This is a genomic window from Pseudomonas sp. Tun-23181, from assembly GCF_057415455.1.
In genome coordinates this window covers 3,867,728-3,891,533 of record NZ_CM171630.1, presented here as the reverse complement: position 1 = coordinate 3,891,533, position 23,806 = coordinate 3,867,728, and the positions used below count along the sequence as shown (strand labels likewise).

General features: G+C 65.3%; 24 protein-coding genes. 5 read left to right on the top strand and 19 right to left on the bottom strand.

Translation table 11 applies throughout. The features are described from left to right. Positions 1 to 123: 123 nt before the first annotated feature. Entirely contained in the window at positions 124 to 600 is a 477-nt protein-coding gene (locus ACDI39_RS18490) for a DUF4399 domain-containing protein (RefSeq protein WP_225787610.1), read from the bottom strand. Between the two features lie 204 nt (positions 601 to 804). On the opposite strand from ACDI39_RS18490, the gene ACDI39_RS18485 reads away from it, so the two are divergent. Next, on the top strand, positions 805 to 1,287 hold the full coding sequence (locus tag ACDI39_RS18485) for a transporter substrate-binding domain-containing protein (protein WP_253079841.1): 483 nt from the start codon (positions 805 to 807) through the stop codon (positions 1,285 to 1,287). A 41-nt stretch (positions 1,288 to 1,328) separates the two neighbouring features. Here the strand turns inward: ACDI39_RS18485 and ACDI39_RS18480 are convergent, their stop codons facing one another. Next, positions 1,329 to 1,829: a 2-thiouracil desulfurase family protein gene (locus ACDI39_RS18480; RefSeq protein ID WP_253079871.1), complete on the bottom strand. Its 501-nt coding sequence runs from the start codon at positions 1,827 to 1,829 to the stop codon at positions 1,329 to 1,331. Next, complete coding sequence (locus tag ACDI39_RS18475) at positions 1,819 to 2,439, bottom strand: 2OG-Fe(II) oxygenase (protein WP_225787612.1); 621 nt, start codon at positions 2,437 to 2,439, stop codon at positions 1,819 to 1,821. Before ACDI39_RS18475 ends, ACDI39_RS18480 begins: the two co-directional genes overlap by 11 nt. 113 nt (positions 2,440 to 2,552) lie before the next feature. On the opposite strand from ACDI39_RS18475, the gene ACDI39_RS18470 reads away from it, so the two are divergent. Next, positions 2,553 to 3,305, top strand: coding sequence for a DUF2059 domain-containing protein (locus tag ACDI39_RS18470; RefSeq protein ID WP_225787613.1), 753 nt, complete (start codon positions 2,553 to 2,555; stop codon positions 3,303 to 3,305). On the opposite strand, the gene bipL is transcribed toward ACDI39_RS18470, so the two are convergent. After that, positions 3,306 to 4,232 (bottom strand): phospholipase BipL, encoded by a 927-nt coding sequence (bipL, locus tag ACDI39_RS18465; RefSeq protein WP_225787614.1) that lies wholly within the window; start codon positions 4,230 to 4,232, stop codon positions 3,306 to 3,308. Positions 4,233 to 4,350: 118 nt separating this feature from the next. On the opposite strand from bipL, the gene ACDI39_RS18460 reads away from it, so the two are divergent. Continuing rightward, positions 4,351 to 4,920, top strand: a complete 570-nt coding sequence (locus ACDI39_RS18460; RefSeq protein ID WP_225787615.1) for a DUF6436 domain-containing protein — start codon at positions 4,351 to 4,353, stop codon at positions 4,918 to 4,920. Here the strand turns inward: ACDI39_RS18460 and ACDI39_RS18455 are convergent. After that, positions 4,899 to 5,465 (bottom strand): sugar O-acetyltransferase, encoded by a 567-nt coding sequence (locus ACDI39_RS18455; RefSeq protein ID WP_225787616.1) that lies wholly within the window; start codon positions 5,463 to 5,465, stop codon positions 4,899 to 4,901. The two genes, ACDI39_RS18460 and ACDI39_RS18455, sit on opposite strands and share 22 nt — an antisense overlap. Positions 5,466 to 5,550: 85 nt before the next feature. On the opposite strand from ACDI39_RS18455, the gene ACDI39_RS18450 reads away from it, so the two are divergent. Together ACDI39_RS18450 and ACDI39_RS18445 are read left to right on the top strand one after the other, a co-directional pair. Further along, the gene (locus ACDI39_RS18450; RefSeq protein ID WP_486536979.1) at positions 5,551 to 7,932 is read left to right on the top strand and encodes a penicillin acylase family protein; all 2,382 of its coding nucleotides are present in this window, start codon (positions 5,551 to 5,553) and stop codon (positions 7,930 to 7,932) included. A gap of 108 nt (positions 7,933 to 8,040) precedes the next feature. Further along, on the top strand, positions 8,041 to 8,859 hold the full coding sequence (locus tag ACDI39_RS18445) for an alpha/beta fold hydrolase (RefSeq protein WP_225787618.1): 819 nt from the start codon (positions 8,041 to 8,043) through the stop codon (positions 8,857 to 8,859). A 418-nt stretch (positions 8,860 to 9,277) separates the two neighbouring features. On the opposite strand, the gene ACDI39_RS18440 is transcribed toward ACDI39_RS18445, so the two are convergent. From ACDI39_RS18440 to ACDI39_RS18375, 14 genes are all read right to left on the bottom strand, one after another. Further along, a complete protein-coding gene (locus ACDI39_RS18440) occupies positions 9,278 to 10,063 on the bottom strand; it encodes a MetQ/NlpA family ABC transporter substrate-binding protein (RefSeq protein ID WP_225787619.1) in 786 nt (261 codons plus the stop codon). 184 nt (positions 10,064 to 10,247) lie between these two features. After that, positions 10,248 to 11,195: a sigma 54-interacting transcriptional regulator gene (locus tag ACDI39_RS18435; protein WP_253079839.1), complete on the bottom strand. Its 948-nt coding sequence runs from the start codon at positions 11,193 to 11,195 to the stop codon at positions 10,248 to 10,250. A gap of 64 nt (positions 11,196 to 11,259) precedes the next feature. Continuing rightward, positions 11,260 to 11,841 (bottom strand): alpha/beta hydrolase, encoded by a 582-nt coding sequence (locus ACDI39_RS18430; protein ID WP_486536978.1) that lies wholly within the window; start codon positions 11,839 to 11,841, stop codon positions 11,260 to 11,262. Between the two features lie 181 nt (positions 11,842 to 12,022). Then, positions 12,023 to 12,424, bottom strand: a complete 402-nt coding sequence (locus tag ACDI39_RS18425) for an ExbD/TolR family protein (RefSeq protein WP_225787622.1) — start codon at positions 12,422 to 12,424, stop codon at positions 12,023 to 12,025. A gap of 1 nt (position 12,425) precedes the next feature. Continuing rightward, positions 12,426 to 13,148: a MotA/TolQ/ExbB proton channel family protein gene (locus ACDI39_RS18420; protein ID WP_225787623.1), complete on the bottom strand. Its 723-nt coding sequence runs from the start codon at positions 13,146 to 13,148 to the stop codon at positions 12,426 to 12,428. 36 nt (positions 13,149 to 13,184) lie between these two features. Beyond that, positions 13,185 to 13,976 (bottom strand): energy transducer TonB, encoded by a 792-nt coding sequence (locus ACDI39_RS18415; protein ID WP_253090969.1) that lies wholly within the window; start codon positions 13,974 to 13,976, stop codon positions 13,185 to 13,187. A 290-nt stretch (positions 13,977 to 14,266) separates the two neighbouring features. Further along, on the bottom strand, positions 14,267 to 15,256 hold the full coding sequence (locus tag ACDI39_RS18410) for a sulfate/molybdate ABC transporter ATP-binding protein (protein ID WP_368815381.1): 990 nt from the start codon (positions 15,254 to 15,256) through the stop codon (positions 14,267 to 14,269). Positions 15,257 to 15,259: 3 nt separating this feature from the next. After that, positions 15,260 to 16,132, bottom strand: coding sequence for a sulfate ABC transporter permease subunit CysW (cysW, locus tag ACDI39_RS18405; RefSeq protein ID WP_253079837.1), 873 nt, complete (start codon positions 16,130 to 16,132; stop codon positions 15,260 to 15,262). 13 nt (positions 16,133 to 16,145) lie between these two features. Beyond that, positions 16,146 to 16,964 (bottom strand): sulfate ABC transporter permease subunit CysT, encoded by an 819-nt coding sequence (cysT, locus tag ACDI39_RS18400; RefSeq protein WP_225787627.1) that lies wholly within the window; start codon positions 16,962 to 16,964, stop codon positions 16,146 to 16,148. A gap of 89 nt (positions 16,965 to 17,053) precedes the next feature. After that, the gene (locus ACDI39_RS18395; protein WP_225787628.1) at positions 17,054 to 18,061 is read right to left on the bottom strand and encodes a sulfate ABC transporter substrate-binding protein; all 1,008 of its coding nucleotides are present in this window, start codon (positions 18,059 to 18,061) and stop codon (positions 17,054 to 17,056) included. A gap of 47 nt (positions 18,062 to 18,108) precedes the next feature. Then, a complete protein-coding gene (oscA, locus tag ACDI39_RS18390) occupies positions 18,109 to 18,291 on the bottom strand; it encodes a sulfur starvation response protein OscA (protein WP_070092048.1) in 183 nt (60 codons plus the stop codon). Positions 18,292 to 18,462: 171 nt separating this feature from the next. After that, positions 18,463 to 21,513, bottom strand: a complete 3,051-nt coding sequence (locus ACDI39_RS18385) for an efflux RND transporter permease subunit (protein WP_486536977.1) — start codon at positions 21,511 to 21,513, stop codon at positions 18,463 to 18,465. Then, a complete protein-coding gene (locus ACDI39_RS18380) occupies positions 21,510 to 22,577 on the bottom strand; it encodes an efflux RND transporter periplasmic adaptor subunit (protein ID WP_486536976.1) in 1,068 nt (355 codons plus the stop codon). The genes ACDI39_RS18385 and ACDI39_RS18380 overlap by 4 nt, the downstream gene beginning before the upstream one ends. Next, positions 22,574 to 23,662 (bottom strand): efflux RND transporter periplasmic adaptor subunit, encoded by a 1,089-nt coding sequence (locus ACDI39_RS18375; protein ID WP_368815376.1) that lies wholly within the window; start codon positions 23,660 to 23,662, stop codon positions 22,574 to 22,576. The genes ACDI39_RS18380 and ACDI39_RS18375 overlap by 4 nt, the downstream gene beginning before the upstream one ends. Positions 23,663 to 23,806: the final 144 nt, after the last annotated feature.

The window sequence follows — 23,806 nt, the reverse complement described above, 5'->3', positions numbered from 1 at the left end:
GCTGGCAAGCCAGCTCCTACAGGTTGGGCGCCGATCTCAAGAGTGGCGCCACCTTGTGGGAGCCGGCTTGCCGGCGATGGGGCGCTCAGCGGCCCCTAATACCGCCGAGCGCCCCCATCAGCATTATTTGACGTCGACGGTGATCTTCTGCGATTCCACGCTCGGCTTGAACGGCACGTGGTACAGATCCCCCAGCACCAATTGCAGGGTGTGCTTGCCCGGCGCCAGGGTGATGGTCGCTTCGGTCTGCGCCTTGCCGAAGTGCAGCACTTGCGGACCAGCCGGCAGCGGCTGGTTGTTCTCCGGCATCAGGCTGGTGGGCAACGGCTGGTCGGCGGCAGGCGCCTCGTTCACGTCCACCAGCAGGTGATGGTGGCCAGTATGAGGGGTCGCATCACCCGCAGGCTTGAGGTCCATGCCCTCGATACCGAACTTGACCGTGAAGGTCTTCTCGACCGTCGCACCGTCGGCGGGGGAAACGATGAAGACCTTGGCGCCCTCCGGCGGCTCCTGGCTCTTCAGGGCATCCGCGGCGCTGGCGAACACCGACGCCCCCATCAGCAGGCCGGCAACGGCAGCACGCGAAAATAGGCTGTTCATTCACTTCTCCTGTGATTCACTTCATTGACCGCTACCGGTTTAACGAATGGCAGCGGTAGTTCAACATAGTCCAATTGTGGCCAAAGGTGTCCTTCGGCGCCGCCAGAAATATTTCCGCAAGGCCTAAACATCGCCAAGGTGTCGAGGTCATAGCCTGCGTCGCGGCGAAGGCCATTCACCCACCGCACAGGAAAGGGAGCATCCATGCGTTTGACCATTGGCGTACTGCTGGCAGCACTGATCAGCCCATTGGCCCAGGCCGAACTGATAGACGAGGTCAATGACCGGGGCGAGCTGCGCATTGCCGTACAGGCCGACACGCCGCCCTATGCCTACAGGGAAAACGAGCACCTGACCGGTTTCGAGATCGAGCTTGGCCAGGCCCTGGCCAACGAGCTGGACGTGCGCGTGGAGTTCATCGAAACGACCGCCGATGACATGCTGCCGGGCGTGGAGAACGGCAAGTACGACATCGCCCTCAACCAGACAGGCGCCGAACAGAAAACCGACGGCGCACTGGACCTCAGCCAGCCCTATGGCCGCGAGAGCCTGGTGATTCCTTTCCAGAAAGACAACCCGGCCTTCGAGAGCGCGGTGAACAACGCCCTGCAGCGGATCGAGGCGGATGGACGGCTGGCGGCGCTGGAGCAGAAGTGGCTCGAGGGGCGGGCAGCGAATGAACCGTAGGCTTTCGGCGTTCCAGCGCTGGGGCTGCAAAGCGGCCCCAGCTACAGGGCTATCCCATCCAGCACCTGCTGCGCCGCTTCCAGCTCCAGCTCGCTGAACACCTGCACCCCTTCCCGTCGCAACAACGCCGTGGTCACCCCTTCACCCGCCACCTTCACGCCGCTGAAGCTACCGTCGTAGGTCAGCCGATTGCCACAGGACGGACTGCCGGACTTGAGCACCGCCACCCGGATCCCATACCGGCGCACCAGCTCCAGGGCCTGCCGGGCACCGGCGAGAAAGGCCTCGCTGACATCCTCGCCACCGACCGTCAGCACCTGTACCTGCCCCTCCAGCACTTGCGCGCCCTGCCCGCCCAGAATCTCCGCAGGCGGACGCGGCGTCGGCAAGCCGCCCGCCACCTCCGGGCAGAGCGGCACCACGCGCCCCTCGGCCTGCCAGCGTTGCAGCAGGCCCGGATGGCCACTGTCACGCCCGTCGTAGCGCACCGGCTGGCCCAGCAGGCACGCGCTGACCAGGACCTTCGGCAGGTCAGAACGGATCGTTGCCACGGCGGCGGAACCAGCCGGTCAGCGACAGGCGCTCACGCCCGGCCGGCAGGACTTCGTGGGGGATGTCGCCGGAGAGGAACACCACCAGGCACCCGGCCTGCGGCTGCACGTCGTGCACCACCTCGTCGGCGAGGAACATGCGCAACTGGCCACCGTCCTCGGGCTGCCAGTCTTCGTTGAGGTAGAGGATCGCCGAAACGGTGCGTCGGTCGTCATCGCGGAAGCGGTCCAGGTGCCGACGGTAGAACGCACCCGGCGGATACAGGGCGAAATGGCACTCGAAGTCCTCCAGGCCCAGGTACAGGCCCTGGTTCAGCGCCTGACGCAGATCGTCCATGGCCGCCAGATACTGGTCGCAGGCCTCGGACTGGCCCGCTTCGAGCCATTGGATGCGGTCGCCACGGATCGCTTCGCGGACCTCCTGGCCGGCGCCACGGCCGACGCTGGCCGGGCTCAGTTCGCGTTGACGGCACTCGGCGGCAAGCTGGCGCAGCAGGCCTGGCGGCAGGACGGCGTCCTGCCGGCTCCAGCCACGGGACGCCAGGTCGTCGACGATGGCCCAACGCAGGGGATGTTCGGATGAAGTGTGCATGGCGCGCATGATAGCCACTCGCCCCGAAGCCCTCCAGCGCCACTTGGCCGACGGTCGCCATTGCGTCTCGACAAAGCCCCGCTACGCCAAGGACAATAGCGACCTGCCGACAGGAGTCCTGAATGCGCCGCTTGTTTTCCCTGCTTCTGCTGATGATCTGCACCATGCCTGTCTGGGCAGACACCCTCGACCAGTTGTACAAGGCCGCCGGCTGGCCCGACCAGCGCGCCCATTTCATCGATGCCGTGAACGCCGCCCAGCAGCGCTACCGCAACAGCCTGCCGCCTGCGGTCTACCAGGCGCTGGTCAGCAACAGCAACCAACGCTTCCAGCCCCAGGCCATGGACCGTCGCGCCCAGGCGCAACTGCGCGCCAACCTGGCGAATCCCACGCCCGCCCTGGCGTTCTTCCAGTCGCCGCTCGGCCGCAAGGTGGTGGCCGCCGAGCTGCTGGCCACCCGCAAGGACCAACTGGCCAAGCACGCCAAGGGGCTGCCGAAGGTCCAGGCCAGCGACGACCGCCTGCTGATCATCGGTCACCTGGCCCAGGCCCTGCCGGCCCGCGAAGCCGGTGCCGAGGTCAGCCTGGCGATCGCCGGCGTGGCGGCCGACAGTCTCAGCTCGATGATCCCCGGCCTGTTCGGCGCAGGCCAGGCCCAGGGCCTGCTCGATGGCCAGCGTCAGCGCTTGATGCAGCAGATCGGCGAAGACCTGAACAATACCCTGCTGTACGTCTACCGGGATCTGTCCGATACCGAGCTGGAGGCGTTCGCCACCTTTGCCGAATCCACGGAGGGCCAGGCCTACTACAAGGCGGCCCTGGCGGCGGTACGCGCAGGCCTGGCGGTAGGCCAGAGCACCGCCGACCTGCAGTGATCAGCCCAGGCGCTGGTCGATGAAACTGAAGTAGCGCTGGCGGATGCCCGGCAGCTCGTTGGCCAGATGGTGGCGTGCCTCGGGCAGCATGAGGATCTGCGGTTCGGCGAACTTGGCCTTGAGTACCTTGAGGTTGTAGGGCCAGTCCACCGTGGCGTCCGCTTCCCCTTGCACGATCAAAGGCCGGCGCAGGCTATGCGGCGCCGCCTCGATACGCTTGACCCAGGCCACCAGCGCCCCGACCCAGGCGGTCGGCAGGCGCCTGGGCTGCAGCGGGTCGGCCTCGAGGAAGGGCAGGAAGGCCGGGTCGCTGCTGTTGTCGGTGAAACGCCGCTCGATGCCATTGACGAAGTGGCGCAGCACGCAATAGCTGAATTTCGACCAGTACCAGGCCCGTGGCCGCACCAAGGGGGCCAGCAGGATCACCTGGCCATCGACCGGGCTCTGTTCGCCACGGTGCAGGAGATGATCCACCGCGATCGCGCCGCCGGTACTCTGCCCGCACAGGTGCCAGGGGCGTGGCAGGTCGAGGTCGCGTGCCTGTTCGAACAGGGCATCGAGCGTCTGCTGGTAGAGGCCGAAGTCGGCGATGCTGGCACGCTCGCCGCTGGACAGCCCATGGCCTGGCAGGTCGCAGCTGATTACCGCGAAACCTTGCTGCAAGGCCCACTCGATCACATGACGGTACAGGCCCATGTGATCGTAGTAACCGTGCAGCAGGAACAAGGTCGCCACCGGCGCCTCAGGCAACCAGACTTGCCCGACCAGCTCGAACCCCGCGGCCCGGAAGCTGCCCAGCCAGCTCTGTGCCGGCAGGTCCAGGCCGTAGTAGCGCTGGTAGTCGCCGGCCTGGGCCGACAGGGGTTGGCGATGCGCGAGGGGAGACAGGCTGGCGCGCAGCAGATCGGGGTGGAATGAGGCGGGCATCGGTACATCCGGAGCGAGTATTGATCTGCGATATTCAGCTCTGGGCCTCGTCGTGGCAAGCTGGAGCACCTTTGCAACGGGCAAGACAGGCCGGGCCCCAGGCCCTTGCGGACAACTCATGGCTCCACGACCCCTCAAACGACTGCTGACCCTGCTCGCCGTTCTGCTCTGCGCCGCCGCCCTCTGGTGGGCCTACGACAGCTTCCAGTCCCGCTACCTGCGCCCTTTCGACAGCCAGGCCACGCTGTTCGACGGCAGCCAATTGCGCCTGCCCGCCGAGCTGGCCGGCCCAGGCCCGATCCGCGTGGTGCACTTCTGGGACCCAGGCTGCCCGTGCAACGTCGGCAACCAGCAGCACCTGGGCGAGTTGGTCGAACGCTTCGCCGCCCAGGGTGTCACCTTCCACGTGCTGTCCAAGCCCGGCAGCCATGGCCAACCACCGGCCGACCTGGGCGCCTTGCAGCCCCTGACGCAACTGCCCGGCAGCGAGCGCCTGCCCGCCAGCCCCGCCGTGGCCATCTGGGATCACCAGGGTCGCCTGGCCTACTTCGGCCCCTACAGCGAGGGTGCCGTGTGCAATGCCAGCAACAGCTTCGTCGAGCCAATCCTCAAGGCGCTCATCGACGGCCGCCAGGTCAATGCCTCCAACACCCTGGCGGTAGGCTGCTACTGCCCCTGGGCCGGCTGACGCACCCGTGCGGGGTTGCCCACCACGACGGCTCCGGCCGGCACATCGCGAGTGACCACGCTCCCTGCGCCGACCACGGCGTTGTCGCCGATGGTCACACCCGGCAGGATGATCGCCCCGCCACCGATCCAGACGTTGTCGCCGATCGTGACCGGCCGCCCGCTTTCCAACCCTGTGCGGCGTACCTCAGGGTCGAGCGGGTGATCGGCGGTGTAGATCTGTACGGCCGGGCCGATCTGGCAGTCGGCACCGATGCGCACGGGCAGCACGTCGAGGATCACGCAGTTGAAGTTCATGAAGGTGTTGGCACCGACACTGATGTTGTAGCCGTAGTCGCAATAGAATGGCGGGCGGATCACCGCCCCTTCGCCAACCTGGGCGAAATGCTCGACCAACAGGCCATGGCGCGCGTCGTTGAGCAGCTCGACGCTGGCGTTGTAACGGTGCATCCAATGCTTGTTGGCGATCTGTTCTGCCTGCAGTTCAGGACAGCTGGCGTGATAGAGCTGGCCGCTGAGCATCTTCTGTTTTTCGCTGAGAGCCATGCAAACTCCTTTCAGGACTAGTCTCAGTTCGCGATTGCGCCGATGATCGGACCACAATTTCTGCCCGAATGCACAAGGAGTTTCAATGAAGCGCAGCCTGACCCTGCTGGCGGTGGTGATCGCAGTGGCCGCCGGCACCGGTTACTGGTACGTGCAGGGCAAGCTGCCACAGCGGGATGGCGAGGTGGCGCTGGCGGGGCTGCAAGCGCCGGTCAGCGTGCGCTACGACGATCGCGGCGTGCCGCATATCCAGGCACGCAACGAACCTGACCTGTACCGCGCCCTGGGCTACGTGCACGCCCAGGATCGCTTGTTCCAGATGGAGATCATGCGCCGCCTGGCCCGGGGCGAGCTGGCCGAGATCCTCGGCAGCACGCTGTTGCCCACCGATACCCTGTTCCGCAGCCTGCGCATCGGTGAGCAGGCCGAACGCATGCTGGCGCGCCAGGACCGGCAATCCCCCGCCTGGCTCGCCCTGCAGGCCTACCTGGAGGGCGTCAACGCCTGGCAGGCCAGCCACCCCAAGCCCGTGGAGTTCGATCTTTTGGGCATCGCCCCGCGCCCTTTCACCGCAGAGGACACCCTGAGCATCGCCGGCTACCTGGCCTACAGCTTCGCCGCGGCCTTTCGCACCGAACCTGCACTGACCTACATCCGTGACCGCTTGGGCCCTGAATACCTGGAGATCTTCGACCTCGGCTGGCAACCCGACGGCGCCCTCTCCACGCCCCTGGCCGATGCCGACTGGCGCAGCCTCGAGCACCTGGCACGCCTGAGCCACGAAGCCCTGGGCAATGCCGCCCTGCCCCAGTTCGAAGGCAGCAACGCCTGGGCGGTGGCCGGCAGCCGGACCCGCAGCGGCAAGCCCCTGCTGGCTGGCGACCCACACATCAGCTTCGCCGTGCCGGCGGTGTGGTACGAGGCCGAGCTGTCGGCGCCGGGCTTCGAGCTGTATGGCTACTTCCAGGCCCTCAACCCCTTCGCCCTGCTGGGCCACAACCGTGACTTCGGCTGGAGCCTGACCATGTTCCAGAACGACGACGTCGACCTGGTCGCGGAACAGGTCAATCCACAGGACCCCGACCAAGTCAGGGTCGATGGCCAATGGCGAACGCTGGAAAAGACCACGCAACGAATCGCGGTAAAGGGCGAGGCGCCGGTCAGCATCACCCTGCGCCGCTCGCCCCATGGCCCTGTCGTCAACGAGGTGCTCGGCGAGACGGCCGGCCCCACGCCGATCGCCATGTGGTGGGCATTCCTGGAAACCGAGAACCCGATCCTGGACGGCTTCCACCAGCTCAACCGCGCCGACACCCTGGACAAGATGCGCGAGGCCGCGGCGAAGATCCAGGCACCTGGGCTCAACCTGGTCTGGGCCAACGCCCAGGGCGACATCGGCTGGTGGGCCGCGGCGCAACTGCCGATCCGCCCCGATGGGGTCGATCCGGCGTTCATCCTCGACGGCAGCAGCGCCCAGGCCGACAAGCTCGGTTTCTACCCGTTCAGCGTCAATCCGCAGCAGGAGAACCCAGCCAGTGGCTATATCGTCTCGGCCAACTACCAGCCGCCAGCCGTGATCCCGGTGCCGGGCTACTACAACCTGCCCGACCGTGGCCGCCAGCTCGATCGTCACCTGGCCGACCCGCAAGTGAAATGGGACACGCAGAACAGCCAGGCCCTGCAACTGGATACCGCCACCGACTATGGCCCCCGCACCCTGGCACCACTGCTCGGCACCCTGCGCACGGTCGCCGCGAACGACGAGGAGCGCGAGCTGGTCGAGCAACTGGCAGCCTGGCGCGGCGACTATCCACTGGACTCCACCAGCGCCACACTGTTCAACCAGTTCCTCTACGAGCTGGCGTTCGCCGCCCTGCACGATGAGCTGGGCGATACCTGGTTCCCGGTGTTGATCGGCACCCGTGCCATCGATGCCGCCCTGCCGAGGCTGGCCGCCAACCCGGATTCGCCCTGGTGGAACCTGCGGGGCGCCAACGAGCGAAGCGATCGCCAGGCCATCGTGCGCCTGGCCTGGCAACGCAGCCTCGCCCACCTGCGCGACAGCATGGGCAAGGACCCGACCCGTTGGCAGTGGGGCAAGGCGCATACCCTCACCCACAATCACCCGCTGGGGGCGAAGAAGCCACTGCACCTATTGTTCAACGTCGGCCCCTTCGCCGCGCCGGGCACCCACGAGGTGCCGAACAACCTGTCGGCGAAGATCGGCCCGGCGCCCTGGCCGGTCAACTATGGCCCCTCGACCCGCCGCCTGATCGACTTCGCCGACGCAGGCCAGGCACTGACCATCAACCCGGTCGGGCAAAGCGGTGTGCCCTTCGACAGGCACTACGACGACCAGGCCGAGGCCTACATCGAAGGGCGTTACCACAAGGCCCGACTGGGGCCGATCCCGGCGCACAGCACCTTGCGGCTGGTGCCGACGGCAGGGGCGGCGTCCGGGCAGTGAAGCCTTACCCTGGGAATCGCCTGACGATGACTGTCATTTCTACCAGTAGCCGTGGCGCAGCGGTACGGCTACTTTTCCTTCTTCCCCTCTCTCGGTAAGGAAGCGTCCATGCGCAAGCAATTCGTAGAAATCGACGGAGCCAGGATGAGCTACGTCGACCAAGGCCAAGGCTTCCCCGTGGTGCTAGGCCACAGCTACCTGTGGTCGGCCGCCATGTGGGCGCCGCAGATCGAACAACTGTCAAAGCACTTCCGGGTCCTGGTGCCTGAACTCTGGGGCCATGGCGACTCGGAGGCGCCACCGGCCACGACCACCGACATGAGCGCGCTCACCCGTCAGCACGTGGCCTTCCTCGATGCGTTGGACATCCAGCGATGCCACCTGGTGGGCCTGTCGGTCGGCGGCATGTGGGGCGCGCCATTGGCCATCGAACATGCCGAGCGGATCGATCGACTGGTGCTGATGGACACCTACCTGGGTGCCGAACCGGAGGAGACCCGGCAGAAGTACTTCGCGCTGCTCGACATGGCCAGCGCGGCGGGTGAGTTCACCGATCAGTTGCTCGACATCATCGTGCCGATCTTCTTCCATGCCGGTGGGCAGACCGTTCCACACATCCGCGAACGCTTCCGTGCCGAGCTCAAGGCCAGTAGCGCCGAAGCCATCCGCAACAGCCTCGATCCGCTGGGCCGGGTGATCTTCGGGCGCCCGGACCTGTTGTCTCGCTTGGGCGAGCTAGCGGCCGAGCGTACCATCGTGCTCTGCGGCGACCAGGACATTCCAAGGCCGGCGCATGAGTCCAACGAGATGGCGCGGCTCATCGATTGCCTGGCGGCGCAAATTCCATGCGCCGGGCATATCTCCTGCCTGGAGAACCCGCAGGTCGTGAGTGATTTCCTGCTGAACTGGTTGCCACGCAATCGCTAGCGGTTGATCCACTGGGGCTGCTTTGCAGCCCCCGGGGAACATCCCCTGTCTCCGGCCCTACGCTCCCAGGCTTGGTACCCTCGCTCAATTCCTTGCATATGCATGTCGAGCGCCTGCACCGACGGGTAACCGCAAATTTCCTTTGTTTGCTCGGGATTTTTCCTGCAAAAGCCGCCTCAAACAGTTTTCGAACTGTGGCCTGCATGGCCCATCCAAGAGCAACCAGGACGATAGCGATGAACAGCCCCAGCACACCGGCTTCGAACGAACAACTCCAGTGGTTGCTGGCCTTGCGCAAGGCCCTTGGGGAGCAGCGCTGAACGGGGGCTGCGTTGCAGCCCTGCTGTTCTGTGCACTGCACAAACGAAAACGCCGACGCAAATGCGTCGGCGTTCTTTGATGGGCAATGCCGTGGCGATCAGAACGCCGGCAGTACCGCACCGCTGTACTTCTTCTCGATGAATGCCTTCACTTGCGGACTGGTCAGCGCCTTGGCCAGCTTCTGGATGGCGTCGCTGTCCTTGTTGTCCGGGCGGGCCACCAGGAAGTTCACGTAAGGCGAGTCGCTGCCTTCGATCACCAGGGCATCCTTGGCCGGGTTCAGGCCGGCTTCGAGTGCGTAGTTGGTGTTGATCATGTCCAGGTCGACCTGGTCCAGCACGCGCGGCAGCATGGCCGATTCCAGCTCGCGGAACTTCAGCTTCTTCGGGTTCTCGGCGATGTCCTTGGGCGTGGCCAGGGCATTCTTCGGATCCTTCAGGGTGATCAGGCCAGCCTTCTGCAGGAGCAGCAGGGCACGGCCACTGTTGCTGCCTTCGTTGGGGATGGCGACGGTGGCGCCTTCCTTCAGCTCGTCCAGGCTCTTGACCTTCTTCGAGTAGCCACCGAAAGGCTCGACGTGCACGCCGATCACGGTTTCCAGGTGGGTGCCCTTGCCCTCGTTGAAGTTCTTCAGGTACGGCAAGGTCTGGAAGTAGTTGGCGTCCAGGCGCTTCTGGTCGACTTGCACGTTGGGCTGGACGTAATCGGTGAAGACCTTCACTTGCAGGTCCACCCCTTCCTTGGCCAGGGTCGGCTTGATCAGCTCGAGGATCTCGGCGTGGGGTACGGGGGTGGCAGCCACCACCAGTTTCTCGGCCGCCTGGGCCAGGCCAGTCAACGACAGGGCGGCAGCCAGGGCGGTGGTCAGCAGGGTTTTCTTCATGGCGATCCTTGTATCAAGCTGGGGCCATCGGGGATGGCGAAGTCGGTTGCTCACCGCTATCTGCAGGAGCGTGAAGCGGACGATACCGGGAATTTTTATTCCGTAACAATATCTTTTGCTTAGCTGCTTATTCCAAAAACAAAAAGCCATTACGGCTTTTGCTTATGACCGACTTCGCGCCGCTCTAGCGCGCGGGTTCCTCCAGGCTGGCCAGGGATGCCAGCAGGATCTGGCGCAGGGTCGCCAGGGTTTCCGGTTCGCGGCTGCGCCCCAGTTGCGCCAGTTGGCCGGCCAGGCTGGCCAAGGGCGTTGTGTCCGGCAGGTCCAGGTGCTCGGGCAGGATCTGCTCGCCGTCGCTCACCAGCAGGGCGAAATGGATGACGTTTTCCAGCTCGCGGGTATTGCCTGGCCAGGCATGGGCTTCCAGGGCCTGCTGGGCCGGCTCGCTGATCAACGGCACCGCGCGGCCCAGGCGCGCACTGTAGATGCCGACGAAGTATTCGGCCAAAGGCAGGATGTCGCCCACCCGCTCGCGCAGGGCCGGCAGTTCCAGTTCGCCTTCGCGCAGGTAGAGGTATAGTCGCTCGTTGAAACGCCCGGCACGCACGGCCTGGGCCAGGTCGATGCTGGTGGCGGCGACCAGCCGTACATCCACCGGCTGCGGACGCTGGGCGCCTACCCGGGTGACTTCACGGTTTTCCAGCGCCGCCAGCAGCTTGCCCTGGATCACCAGTGGCAGGTCGGCGATCTCGTCCAGGTACAGGGTGCCGCCATTGGCCGAGCCGAACCAGCCAGCCCGGCTGCTGGCAGTACCGCCGTGGGTTCCGGCGCTGTAGCCGAACAGTTCGGCGTCGGCATAGGTCGGGCTGATCGCCGCGCAACTCACCGAGACGAACAACCCGCTGCGGTCGCTGGCGCGATGCACCTGGCGGGCCAGCAGCTCCTTGCCGGTGCCGGTCTCGCCGCGGATCAGCACCGGCAATGGCTGCGGCGCCAGGTGCTCGAGGGCCTCGCGCAGTTGCTGCGAGCGCGGATCGATGAACACCAGCGCCTTGGCACGGATGCTCAGGGGGCTTTTATCCAGTTCAGGAAAGGTCAGCAAGGGCTGGCCGAAGGTGTTGTGAAATGTCATGACGAACTCCCGCCCAGGGCCGTTGCCGGCCGGGCGTCAAGGCATTCGATGGATAATCGCCGGATCAGGCGCGACGCAGCGCGCGCTGTTCGATCCGACCCTGCAGGCGATAGAGGTAGGCGAAGCCCTGCTCCCAGCGTTCGTGGCCGGACTTGACGTTGATATGCCCAGCGTTGGCCAGCAGCCCCGCCTCGGCGCCCCAGGCCCGGGCCAGGTAAAGCGCCCGCGGTACGCTCACTGCCGGATCGTTATCGGAACTGACCACCTGGCAGGGGAACGGCAAGGCCTGCAGCGGAATAGGTGCGAAGTTGCGCAGGGCCGGCGCGCAGGTTGGCCGCTCGACATCCGCCGGCGCCACCAGCAAGGCCCCGCGTACACGGCGCAACAAGGCTGGGGAGGCCTGGGCAGCCCAATGGGCAACGGTGACGCAGCCCAGGCTATGGGCGATGAGGATCACTGGCGAGCGTTCGGCGGCAATCGCCTGCTCCAACGCCTGCACCCAGTCGTGCCGCTGCGGTGTCAGCCAGCCCTGCTGCTCGACGCGCGCACTGTTGGGCAACGTACGCTGCCAGTGACTCTGCCAATGGTTGTCTGGCGATCCTTGCCAGCCCGGCACAATCAGGTAACGAATCGACTCATTGCGCATGGGGACGCCTCCTGGAAGTTTGCGTGCTTGGGACCAGTATAGGGAGGCGAATATATTCGTAAAGGAATAAGAAGCTATTTATTAATAACTTTTTATCTGAAAGCTTGCAGCTAAAAAAGAAGGGCCATCCCCTGCCAAGAGATATGGCCCTGAAGCACTTGCCTGAAGAGGGGTGGGCGGATCAGCGCGCGGTAATCACCGCCAGCTTGGTGATCCCGGCGCGTTCGATGGCCGCCATCGCCCGCGCCACCTCGCCGTAGTTCACGCCGTCATCGGCCTGCAGCTGCACACGCAGCTCGGCGTCCTTGCCCTTGGCGGCCTTGAGGTGGGTTTCCAACAGATCGGGCTGGATCTCGTCCTTGTTGATGAACAACTTGCCATCGCCGTCGATGCTCACCACCAGCGGGTCCTTCTGCTCCACCGGCGCCACGGCCTCGGTCTTGGGCAGGTTGATGGGGATAGCGTTGGTCAGCAGTGGCGCCGTGACGATGAACACCACCAGCAACACCAGCATGACATCCACCAGCGGCGTGACGTTGATTTCACTGAGGACTTCGTCGCTGTCCTGGGTCGAGAACGCCATGTCAGGAGGCCTCCTTCACCGGCTGGGTGAAACCGGCCTGGGGCTTGTGCGCGGTCGGGTGCACCAGCACGCGGAAGGCGCTCTTCTGGGCCAGGCTGTAGAAGTCGTGGGCGAAGTCGTCGAGGTCGGCAGCGGTCAGCTTGAGGCGCCGGAGGAAGTAGTTGTAGACCAGCACCGCCGGCACCGCGACGGCGATCCCCACGCCCGTGGCCACCAAGGCTGCGCCGATCGGGCCGGCGACGGTCTCCAGGCTGGCCGAGCCTGCCGCGCTGATGCCCTTGAGCGCTTCCATGATGCCCCACACGGTGCCGAACAGGCCGATGAAGGGCGAGGTGCTGCCGATACTGGCAACCACCGCCAGGCCAGTCTCCAGAGAGCGACGCTCGCGAACGATCTGCTGGCGCAGGGCACGCTCGAGGCGGTCCTGGTGATTGATGGCGTGGCTCAGGTCGTTGGCCTGGCCCGGCTCGCCAACGGCGATGGCAGCGTAGCCGGCCTGGGCCACACGGGCGGCAGGGCCTGGCAGTTCATGACTGGTCGGCGCAGCCGAGTCCAGGCTGGAGGCCGCCCAGAACTGCGCATGGAAGCGCCTGTCCTGGTTCTTCAGGCGCACGAACTGCGCCACCTTGACCAGGGCCAACGCCCAAGTGACGACGGAGAAGCCGACCAGCAGCCAGATGACTGCGCTTTCAACGGATTCGAGGGGGGATGCCAACAGGCTCATGATGATGTCTTCCTATGTTCGGCCGAGGGACGCGGGTTAACGAAGCTTGAAATCGATGGGCACGCTGACCCAGCCGGCCTGGGCCACATCGCCCTGCTTGGCCGGCACGAAGCTCCAGCGCTTCACGGCAGCCAGGGCGGCGGCGTCCAGTGCCTGGCGACCACTGCTCTTTTGCACCTGGATTTGCCCGGGCTTGCCGCTGGCCAGTACCTCGACGCGCAGCAGCACGGTGCCCTCCCAACCACGACGCAAGGCCATCTGCGGGTATTCCGGCGCCGGATTCTTCAGGTAGGCGGCGTTGGCCGACGGCGGCGTGACCGGTGCCGGTGCGGGCGGCGCCGGCGGCGCGGGGGCCGCCACGGGCGGGGCAGGAGGTGCCTCGACCGGCTTGGGCTTGGGTTGGGGCTTGGCCACCGGCTTGGGTGCAGGCTTCGGTTTGGGCTTGGCTGCAGGCTTGGCCGCCAGCTCGTCGACCACCGGCGGTGGTGGCGGTTCGACGACCGCCGGGGCCGGTGCGGGCGGTGGTGGTTCGACCACGGGCGGCGCAGGTGCGGCGAACTCGATGGTCATGGGGGGAACCTGCGGCGGCACCACCGGCAGCTGCGTTATCGGCTTCTGGCTGATCCAGTAGGCGGCGGCACCGTGCAGGGCCAGGACCAGCAGCCCCAGCGCCAGCTTGTCGCGACGCTTGAGGCCGCTGACCGGTGTGCGTTGCAGGCGCGCGTGCGCCAGTGGCAGACGAAGCGCCCGTCCAAGCTCGACCAGGTCGCCTGGCGCCGGGCGCCACGGCTGGTCGTAGGCCCTGACGGCCGTCTGGACATTACCCATCGATAACACTCCTGGGGTGTTGATTCATGGCTGAATCATCGGTGCCAGAGGCTTATCTCTGAAAGTAATGTTTAAACTTAAAAATAGAACTTTATTGAATATTAATTTTCATGATTTACCGCTGAGCCGCGTCATTCAAGGGCTGCAGCGGGGCAGCGGAATCGCGATGCAGCGTGGGCATGCGAAATATTCATGCAAGGCATCGATGCCGGCGAGAGGAACTGGTGAGGAGCTGGCTTGCCAGCGAAGGGCTGCAAAGCAGCCCCTAGCCCTCTCAACCTGACGGTCGATCAAATATCCACCACCTTCTGCCAGACCTTCGGCCGGAAGAACAAGGTCTCTCCGCGCGCCAGCCCCGTCAGGCTGTCATGGTCCTTGACCACCTCGGCTTCGATCAGCTCGCTCTGCCCCGGCACCTTGAGGGTGACCCGGGTAGTCGCCCCCAGCGGGCGGATGTCGCGAACCTCGGCGGCATGGTGGCCTTCGGTCTCATGGCGCGACAGCGACACCTCGTGGGGACGGAACAGCACATGATGGTCGTCGCTCAGGCTCAACCGGTTGGAATCGCCCAGGAAGTGATAGACGAAGTCGTTGGCCGGCTTCTCGTACACCTCGCCGGGCGAGCCAATCTGCTCGATCACGCCCTTGTTCATCACCACGATACGGTCGGCCACTTCCATCGCCTCTTCCTGATCGTGGGTCACGAACACCGAGGTCAGGTTGATGTCCTCGTGCAACCGCGCCAGCCAGCGGCGCAGCTCCTTGCGCACCTTGGCGTCGAGAGCCCCGAACGGCTCGTCGAGCAGCAGTACCTTGGGCTCCACCGCCAGGGCGCGGGCCAGGGCGATGCGCTGGCGCTGGCCACCGGAAAGCTGCTCGGGGTAGCGGTCGGCGAGCCAGTCGAGCTGGACCATGTTCAGCAGCTCATGCACCTTCTCGGCGATCTTGCGCTCGCTCGGGCGCTCACCCTTGGGCTTCATGCGCAGGCCGAAGGCGACGTTGTCGAACACGCTCATGTGGCGGAACAAGGCGTAGTGCTGGAACACGAAACCGACGTTGCGGTCACGCACGTCATGGCCGGAGACATCCTCGCCATGGAACACGATGTTGCCCTGGTCCGGGGTCTCGAGGCCGGCGATGATGCGCAGCAGGGTGGTCTTGCCGCAACCGGAGGGGCCAAGCAGGGCCACCAGCTCGCCACTGTTGATGTCCAGGTTGATGTTGTCCAGGGCCTGGAAAGTATTGAAGCGCTTGCTGACGTTACGAACTTCGATCGACATGAATTATTCCTCCGCTGCGCCGTGGCGCAGGCGGTCAATACGGGATTCGCTCCACTGCTTGAGCAGCAGGATGAACAGCGCCAGGATCAGCAGCAGGCTGGCCACGCTGAAGGCCGCGACGTGGTTGTACTCGTTGTAGAGAATCTCGACGTGCAGCGGCAAGGTGTTGGTGACGCCACGGATATGCCCGGATACCACCGACACCGCGCCGAACTCGCCCATGGCCCGAGCGGTACACAGCACCACGCCGTAGATCAGGCCCCACTTGATGTTCGGCAAGGTCACGTGCCAGAACATCTGCCAGCCGTTGGCGCCGAGCAGGCGTGCGGCTTCTTCTTCCTGGGTGCCCTGCTCCTGCATCAGCGGGATCAGCTCGCGGGCGACGAAGGGCACGGTGACGAAGATGGTCGCCAGGACGATGCCCGGCAGGGCGAAGACGATCTGGATGTCGTGGTCCTGCAGCCATGGCCCGAGCAGGCCCTGGGCGCCGAACATCAGCACGTAGACCAGGCCGGCGATCACCGGCGAGACCGAGAACGGCAGGTCGATCAGGGTGACCAGCACGCTCTTGCCGCGAAAGTCGTACTTGCTCACGCACCAGGCGGCGCAGACACCGAACACCAGGTTCAACGGCACCGAGATGACCACCGCGAGCAAGGTGAGCCTGAGCGCCGCCAGGGCGTCGGGTTCGAAGATCGCCTCGAAGAAGGTGCCAAAGCCGTTCTTCAAAGCCTGGGACACCACGATGAACAGCGGCAACAGCAAGAACAGCGCGAACACCAGCCAGGCCAGACCGACCAGTACGCGCCGCGAAGTGGCGCTGCTACGGCGGGCGGCATTGGCCGCGGCGGCGGCGCCAAGGGATGACGAAGACATTACCGGGCCTCCTTCAAGGGGTTTCGATGCGCCGCTGCAGCAGGTTGATCAGCAGCAGCAGGATGAAGGAAACCACCAGCATCAGCACGCCGATGGCGGTGGCGCCGGTGTAGTCGTACTGGTCCAGCTTGACCATGATCAGCAGCGGCAGGATCTCGGTCTTCATCGGCATGTTGCCGGCGATGAAGATCACCGAGCCGTATTCGCCGACACCCCGGGCGAAGGCCAGGGCGAAGCCGGTCAGCCAGGCCGGCAGCAGCGCCGGTGCCAGCACGTGGCGGAACACCTGCAATGGCCTGGCCCCCAGGCAGGCGGCGGCCTCCTCGACCTCGCGGGGGATGTCGGCGAGTACCGGCTGCACCGTGCGCACCACGAACGGCAGGGTGACGAAGGTCAGCGCCAGGGTGATGCCCAGCGGCGTGTAGGCGATCTTGAAGCCAAGGTCGGTGGCGAACTGGCCGACCCAGCCGGCGGGCGCGTACAAGGCAGTCAGGGCGATGCCGGCGACGGCGGTGGGCAGGGCGAACGGCAGGTCGATCATCGCGTCGATGATCTTGCGCCCGGGGAAGTCATAGCGCACCAGCACCCAGGCCAGCAGGGTGCCGATCACGCCATTGATGAGGGCGGCGGCCAGGGCGGTGCCGAAGCTCAGCTTGAGCGCGGCGAGCACCCGTGGTGCGCTGACGATGCTCCAGAACTGCTCCCAGGTGAGCTGCGCGGCATGCACGAACATGGCGGCCAGTGGTATCAGCACGATCAGGCTGAGATACACCAAGGTGTAGCCCAGTGTCAGCCCGAAGCCGGGTATGACGGGGGAAATACGACGTGACATAAAGGTCCCTGGTTGAACGCACGAAGCCCGGGACGCGTCCCGGGCCCATGCAGGCTACTGAAGGGTGAAGCTCGTGTCGGGCAACAATATCACTGTGCCTGGTAGATCTGGTCGAACACGCCACCGTCATTGAAGAATTTCGGTTGTGCAGTCTTCCAGCCACCGAAGTCCTTGTCGATGGTCACCAGTTCGAGTTTCGGGAACTGCTTGGCATATTCGGCGGCGACCTTCTCGTCACGCGGACGGTAGAAGTTCTCTGCCGCGATCTTCTGCCCGGCGGGGCTGTACAGGTGCTTGAGGTACTCGGTGGCGATCTCGGTGTTGCCTTTTCTCTCGGCGTTCTTGTCGACCACGGCCACCGGCGGTTCGGCGAGGATCGACAGGGACGGCACGACGATCTCGAACTTGTCGTTGCCACCGTCTTCCTTCAGTGCCAGGAAGGCCTCGTTCTCCCAGGCCAGCAGGACATCGCCCTGGCCGTTGTTGACGAAGGTGATGGTCGAGCCACGGGCGCCGGTGTCCAGTACCGGCACGTGCTTGAACAGTTCCTGGACGTATTCCTTGGCTTTTTCTTCGCTGCCGCCGGTCTTCAGGCCGTAGGCCCAGGCGGCGAGGAAGTTCCAGCGGGCGCCGCCGGAGGTCTTGGGATTGGGGGTGATGACCGAGACGTCCGGCTTGACCAGGTCGCCCCAGTCCTTGATGCCCTTGGGGTTGCCCTTGCGCACCAGGAACACGATGGTCGAGGTGTAGGGCGTGCTGGCGTCCGGCAGGCGTTTCTGCCAGTCCTCCGGCAGGGTCTTGCCGAGCTTGGCGATCTCGTCGATGTCACCGGCCAGGGCCAGGGTCACCACGTCGGCACGCAGGCCGTCGATCACGGCACGGCCCTGCTTGCCGGAGCCGCCATGGGATTGCTGGATCTTCACCTTGTCACCCGGGTGGGACTGCTGCCAGTGCTTGATGAATTCGGCGTTGTACTGCTGGTACAGCTCGCGGGTCGGGTCGTAGGACACGTTCAGCAGTTCGTAGTCCTTGGCGATCGCGGAACCGGCAAAAACGGCACTGGCCAGGGCGGCCAGGGCATAACGGCGGATGGACATGGTGAAGCTCCCGATTGGCATTTTTTCTAGTTGGAAGTGATGCGGTGTCAGCCGGACTTGTTGCCCGGCTGTTGCAGGCGGAACTTCTCCTTGCGCTCGATCTGCACCACCTGGGCGTTATGCACGGTGATCTCCACCGCGCCAAAACGCAGATCCCGCAGTGCGCTCTGGATCTCACGCAGAATGGTGGCTTCGTCCTGGCCGTCGATGCTACGCACAGATGCACTCATGCTCGTTCTCCTGTGAATGAGGGCGCCGGGCAGAGGAAGGGGTTTGCGCCTGGCTTGAGGGCAATCTTAGAGAGCGGTATTTATTCTGAAAAATACTGTTTAAGAATTTTTATATAACCAACCATCATTGGATGTGAGAGGCCTGGGCTGTTTTGCAGCCCTGGCCGGTCTTCAGCCTTGCGTCTCTGGCTCGCGGATCTTGTACCAGGCCACGTACAACGCCGGCAGGAACAGCAGCGTCAGCAGCGTTGCACTGATGATGCCGCCGATCATGGCGTAGGCCATCGGCCCCCAGAACACCTCCCGGGCGATCGGGATCATGCCCAGGCTGGCCGCCGCTGCCGTGAGCAGGATCGGCCGACGCCGGTGGTTGGTCGCCTCCATCACCGCATCCCAGGGGGCGTACCCCTGCGCCTCGAACTCGTCGATCTGGGTCACCAGGATCACCGAGTTGCGGATGATGATGCCAATCAGCGCGAGGATCCCGAGGATCGCCACGAAGCCCATCGGCGTCCCCGTGGGCACCAGCGCCAGGACCACGCCGATCAGCCCCAGCGGCGCCACGCTGACCACCAGGAACAGCTTCTGAACGCTGTGCAGCTGGATCATCAGGAAGGTCGCCATGAGGAATAGCATCAGCGGGATGACCTTGGCGATCGGCCCCTGGGCCTTGCTGCTCTCCTCCACCGTACCACCGGTGGCCACCTCGTAGCCGACCGGCAACTGGCTGGCGAACGCGTCGATGCTGGGCTTGAGCTGGGCCACCAGGTCGGTGGGCTGGATGTCGCCGTTGACCGAAGCCTTGATGGTGATGGTCGGCTTGCGGTCGCGCCGCCAGACCAATGGTTGCTCCTGTTCGTAGCGCACGGTGGCGAAGGCCAGCAGCGGGATGGACGTGCCGTTGGGGCTGACGATCTGCAGGTTCTGCAGGGTGTCGGGCGAGCCACGCTCGCTGTCCTCGGCGCGTGCGATCACGTCGACCAGGTAGATAGTGTCGTTGACCTGGGTGATCGGCACGCCGCTGACGATGCTGTTCATCACATTGGCCACATCCTCGGACGACAGCCCCAACTGGCGCGCCTTGTCCTGGGCGATCTCCACCCGCAGCACCTTGCCCGGCTCGTTCCAGTCGTAGATCATCTCGCCGATATGCGGGTTGCCATCGAGCAGCGTGGCCAACTCGATGGCATGACGGCGCACCTGGTCGATGTCCTTGCCGCTGACCCGGTACTGGATCGGCCGGCCCACCGGCGGGCCCATTTCCAGCGACTGGACGTTGGTGCCGATGCCGACGAAGTCCTTGCGCAGGCGCTCCTGCAGGCGCGCCATGAGCGCGCCACGGGACTCCAGGCCCTTGCTGACGATCACCAACTGGGCGTAGTAGGGGTTCTGCAACTGCTGGTCCAGCGGCAGGTAGAAACGAATCGCGCCCTGGCCGATATAGGTGCTCCAGCGCTCGATGTCCGGGTCGCCCTTCAGGGTCGCCTCCAGGCGATCGACCACCTTGCGGGTTTCCTCGATCGAGGCATTCTGCGGCAGGTTGAGGTCCACCAGGATCTCCGGCCGGTCCGAGGACGGGAAGAACTGGTTCTGCACGAAACGCATGCTGACCACCGACAGGGCGAACAGCACGATGGTGCCGATCACCGTCAGCCAGCGATGGCGCATGCACCACAGCAGGCCATGCTCGAACGCCTTGCCGACCCGCCCCGCCTCCGCCGCGTGGGGTTTGACCTGGGTGCTGAGGATATGCACGCCCAGCACCGGGGCGAAGAACACCGCCACCACCCAGGACACCAGCAATGCCACGGCGATCACCGCGAACAGGGTGAAGGTGTACTCGCCCGCTGAGCTGGCATTGAGCCCGATCGGCACGAAGCCGGCCACGGTCACCAGCGTGCCGGTGAGCATGGGAAAGGCGGTGGAGGTGTAGGCGAAGGTCGCCGCCTGCTCCTTGCTCTCACCCATCTCCAGGCGGGTGACCATCACCTCCACGGTGATCATCGCATCGTCCACCAACAGGCCCAGGGCGATGATCAGCGCGCCCAGGGAAATCCGCTGCATGGTGATGCCGCTGTACTCCATGAACACGAAGACCATGGCCAGCACCAGCGGGATCGAGCAGGCCACCACCAGGCCGGCACGAATGCCGAGGCTGACGAAGCTCACCACCAGGACGATCACCACCGCCTCGAACAGCGCACTGGTGAAGCCGCCGACTGCCTGCTTGACCACCACCGCCTGGTCGGACACCGTGTGCACGCCAATCCCTACCGGCAGCTCGCCGATGACGCTGTCCATCTTCGTCTTGAGCAACTGGCCGAACACCTCGATGTTGCCGCCGGCCTTCATGCCGATGGCCAGGCCGATCGCGGTCTGGCCGTTGTAGCGGAACATCGGTGACGGTGGATCGGCATAGCCTCGCTCGATGTCGGCGATGTCGGCCAGGCGGAAGAAACGGTCGTTGATACGCAGGTTGACGCCTTCCAGGTCTTTCTCCGAGGCGAACTGGCCGGTGGTGCGCACGGAGATGCGTTCGGGCCCGGCCTCGATCACCCCCGCCGGGGTCACCGCGTTCTGCGCTTGCAGCGCCTGCATGACCTGGCGCTGGTCGATCCCCAGGGCCGCCAGCTTGCGGGTCGAGAAGTTCAGGTAGAGCACTTCGTCCTGGGTGCCGATCAGCTCGATCTTGCCGATGTTGGGGACATCGCGGACCTCGGCACGCACCTGCTCCACATAGTCGCGCAGTTGGCGCAGGGTCAGGCCGTCGGCGGTGAAAGCGTAGATCGAGCCGAACACGTCGCCGAACTCATCGTTGAAGCCCGGCCCCTGGATGCCCTGGGGAAACTCGCCACGGATGTCCTGGATCTTCTTGCGCACCTGGTACCAGATGTCCGGAATGTCCTCGGCCTTGGTGGTGTCGCGCAGGTAGACGTAGACGGTGGACTCGCCCGGGCGGGTGTAGCTCTTGACGTAGTCGAGCGAATCCAGCTCCTCGAGCTTTTTCTCGATGCGGTCGGTGACTTGGTAGAGCGTCTCGTCCTGGGTCGCACCGGGCCAGCGGGTCTGGATCACCATGGTCTTGATGGTGAACGAGGGGTCTTCCTCGCGGCCCAGGTTGAAGTAGGAGAACACACCCATCAGCAAGCCAACGAACATCAGGTACCAGACGAAGGACTGGTGCCTGAGGGCCCATTCGGACAGGTTGAAGCTTCCTTTCATCGCGCGTCCTCGTCGAAGGTGACCTTCTGGCCAGGCTTGAGGCTGTTGACGCCGGCGGTGACCACCCGCTCGCCCGGCTGCACGCCGGAGGCCAGGACGATACGCTTGGCGCTGCGCTCGATCAGGGTGACGTCACGGGTGGCCACGGTCTTTTGCTGCGGGTCGACCACCCACACCTGGGTCTTGCCGTCGCGCTCGAGCAGCGCGGTGCTCGGCAGTTCGCTGCGAGGGGAAACCGCCGAGGTCAGGGTGACACTGATCGCAGTGCCCAGGTGAAAGGCATCGGGGGTACTGGCCAGGGTCAGGCGGGCGCGCCGGGTACGGGTGGTGGCGTCGGCCTGGGGCTCCAGCTCGCGCAAGGTCGCGGTGGTGTGGATGCTGGGCTCGAGCTGCAAGGCGACGGTGAAGGTCAGGTCCTTGCGCAACTGTTCGGCCAGGTGGATCGGCAGGTCGATCACGGCCTCCTTGACGTCCGGCCGCGCCAGGGTGACCACCGCCTGGCCGGCGCTGACCGTCTGCCCGGCCTCGGCCTGCCAGGCCGTCACCACCGCCGCGTGGTCGGAGCGCAGGGTGCTGTAGTCGAGCTGGTCGCGGGCCTGGCTGACTGCCGAGCGCGCCTGCTCCAGGGAGGCACCGGTGGTCTTCAGGTCTGTCTGGGCGATGTCCAGCTGGGCCTGGGCGCCGACGCCACGGTCGTACAACTGCTGCTGGCGGCGTGCGTTGGCCTGGGCATTGATCCACTGCGCCTGGACCCTGGCCAGGTCGCCCTCGGCGGCGCGCAACTGGTTCTGCTGGTCGGTCGGGTCGAGGGTGGCCAGGGTGTCGCCTGGCTTCACCTGGGTGCCCACGTCCACCCAGCGCCGGGCGATGCGCCCGGACACGCGAAAACCCAGGGTGCTTTCGTAGCGCGCCTGGATGCTGCCGGCGAAGCGCCCCAATTGCGCCTGTACCTGGGGTTCGACGAGCGTGGACAGCACCGGGCGCACCGGTTCGGTGTTTTGCTCATCGCTGCTGCACGCGGCCAGCAGCAAGGCAGCGCAGAACATCGGCAGCAGGCGCTTCATGGATCGCCCCCTTCATCCTGGGTGTCGACCTTTTCCACCTGCATGCCCGGATGCAACAACTGGCCGCCACGGACCACCACGGTCTCGCCACTCTTGAGGCCACCTGCGATCACCACCTTGCCGGTCAGGTAGCGCGACACCTGGACCTTGCGCAGCTCCACCTTGTCGCCCTCGCCCACCACCCATACCGCAGGCTCGTGCAGCGCCTTGGTCAGGGCCGACCAAGGCAGCTCGACGCTCGGCCGCCCCTGGGAACTGGCCGTGGCGGTCACCGGCGAGCCCAGGCGCATGCCCGGCGGCACGTTGCGCAGGCCCACCTTGACCTGCACCGTACCGCTCTGGGCGGAAACGGTCGGGGTGATCTCGCGGACATGCCCCTCGGCACGGACACGCGGATCGTCCAGCAGGCTGACGATCACGCCCTCATCGCTCGCCGGCGCCACCAGCAGGGACTCGTAGACGTTGAACACCGCGTCGCGATCGCCGTCGCGGGCCAGGCTGAAGATCGGCATGGTCGCCTGCACCACCTGGCCGACCTCGGCCTGGCGCGCGGTGATCACGCCGTCCGCCTCGGAAACCAACGCGGTATAGCCCAGTTGCTCCTGAGCGTTGGCCAACTGCGCCTGGGCGGCCTTCAGAGCGCTCTGGCTGCTGCGCAGGGCGGCTTCGGCGGCGTCGTATTCACTCTGGCTGGTATAGCCCTTGGGCAGCAGTTTCTGCTGGCGCACGAAGGCGGCGCTGGCCTGGGTGACCCGCGCCTGCTCGGCGAACACCTCGGCCTTGGCCGAGTCGACGTTGTTCTGCAGGTCCTTCGGGTCCAGGCGCGCCAGCACCTGGTTGGCCTTGACGTGGTCGCCCACATCGACACTGCGGGAAATGATCTTGCCGCCCACGCGAAACGACAGGTCGGTCTGGACCCGCGCCTGGACATCGCCGGTCAAGGTCACCCGGGCTGCGAAATCGGTGGGCTCGACCCGCAGGACACCGACCCTGGGCAGCGCTGGCGTGCTCTCTTCCCTGCTACAGCCCGACAGCATGTACGGCAGCACCAGGCAAACGACCAACAGCAGACGCGTCAACGTCATGCAGGCTCCTTGTTTGCGCGCAATGATTCGAGGGATGCGACTGTTAGCGTAGATCAGGGTTCGATAAACAGCACTGGGGCGGTGTGTTCGAGGCGAGGTGGGGCAGTCAGGCGGGGACGTTGTCATCCTGGGGCCGCGAAGCGG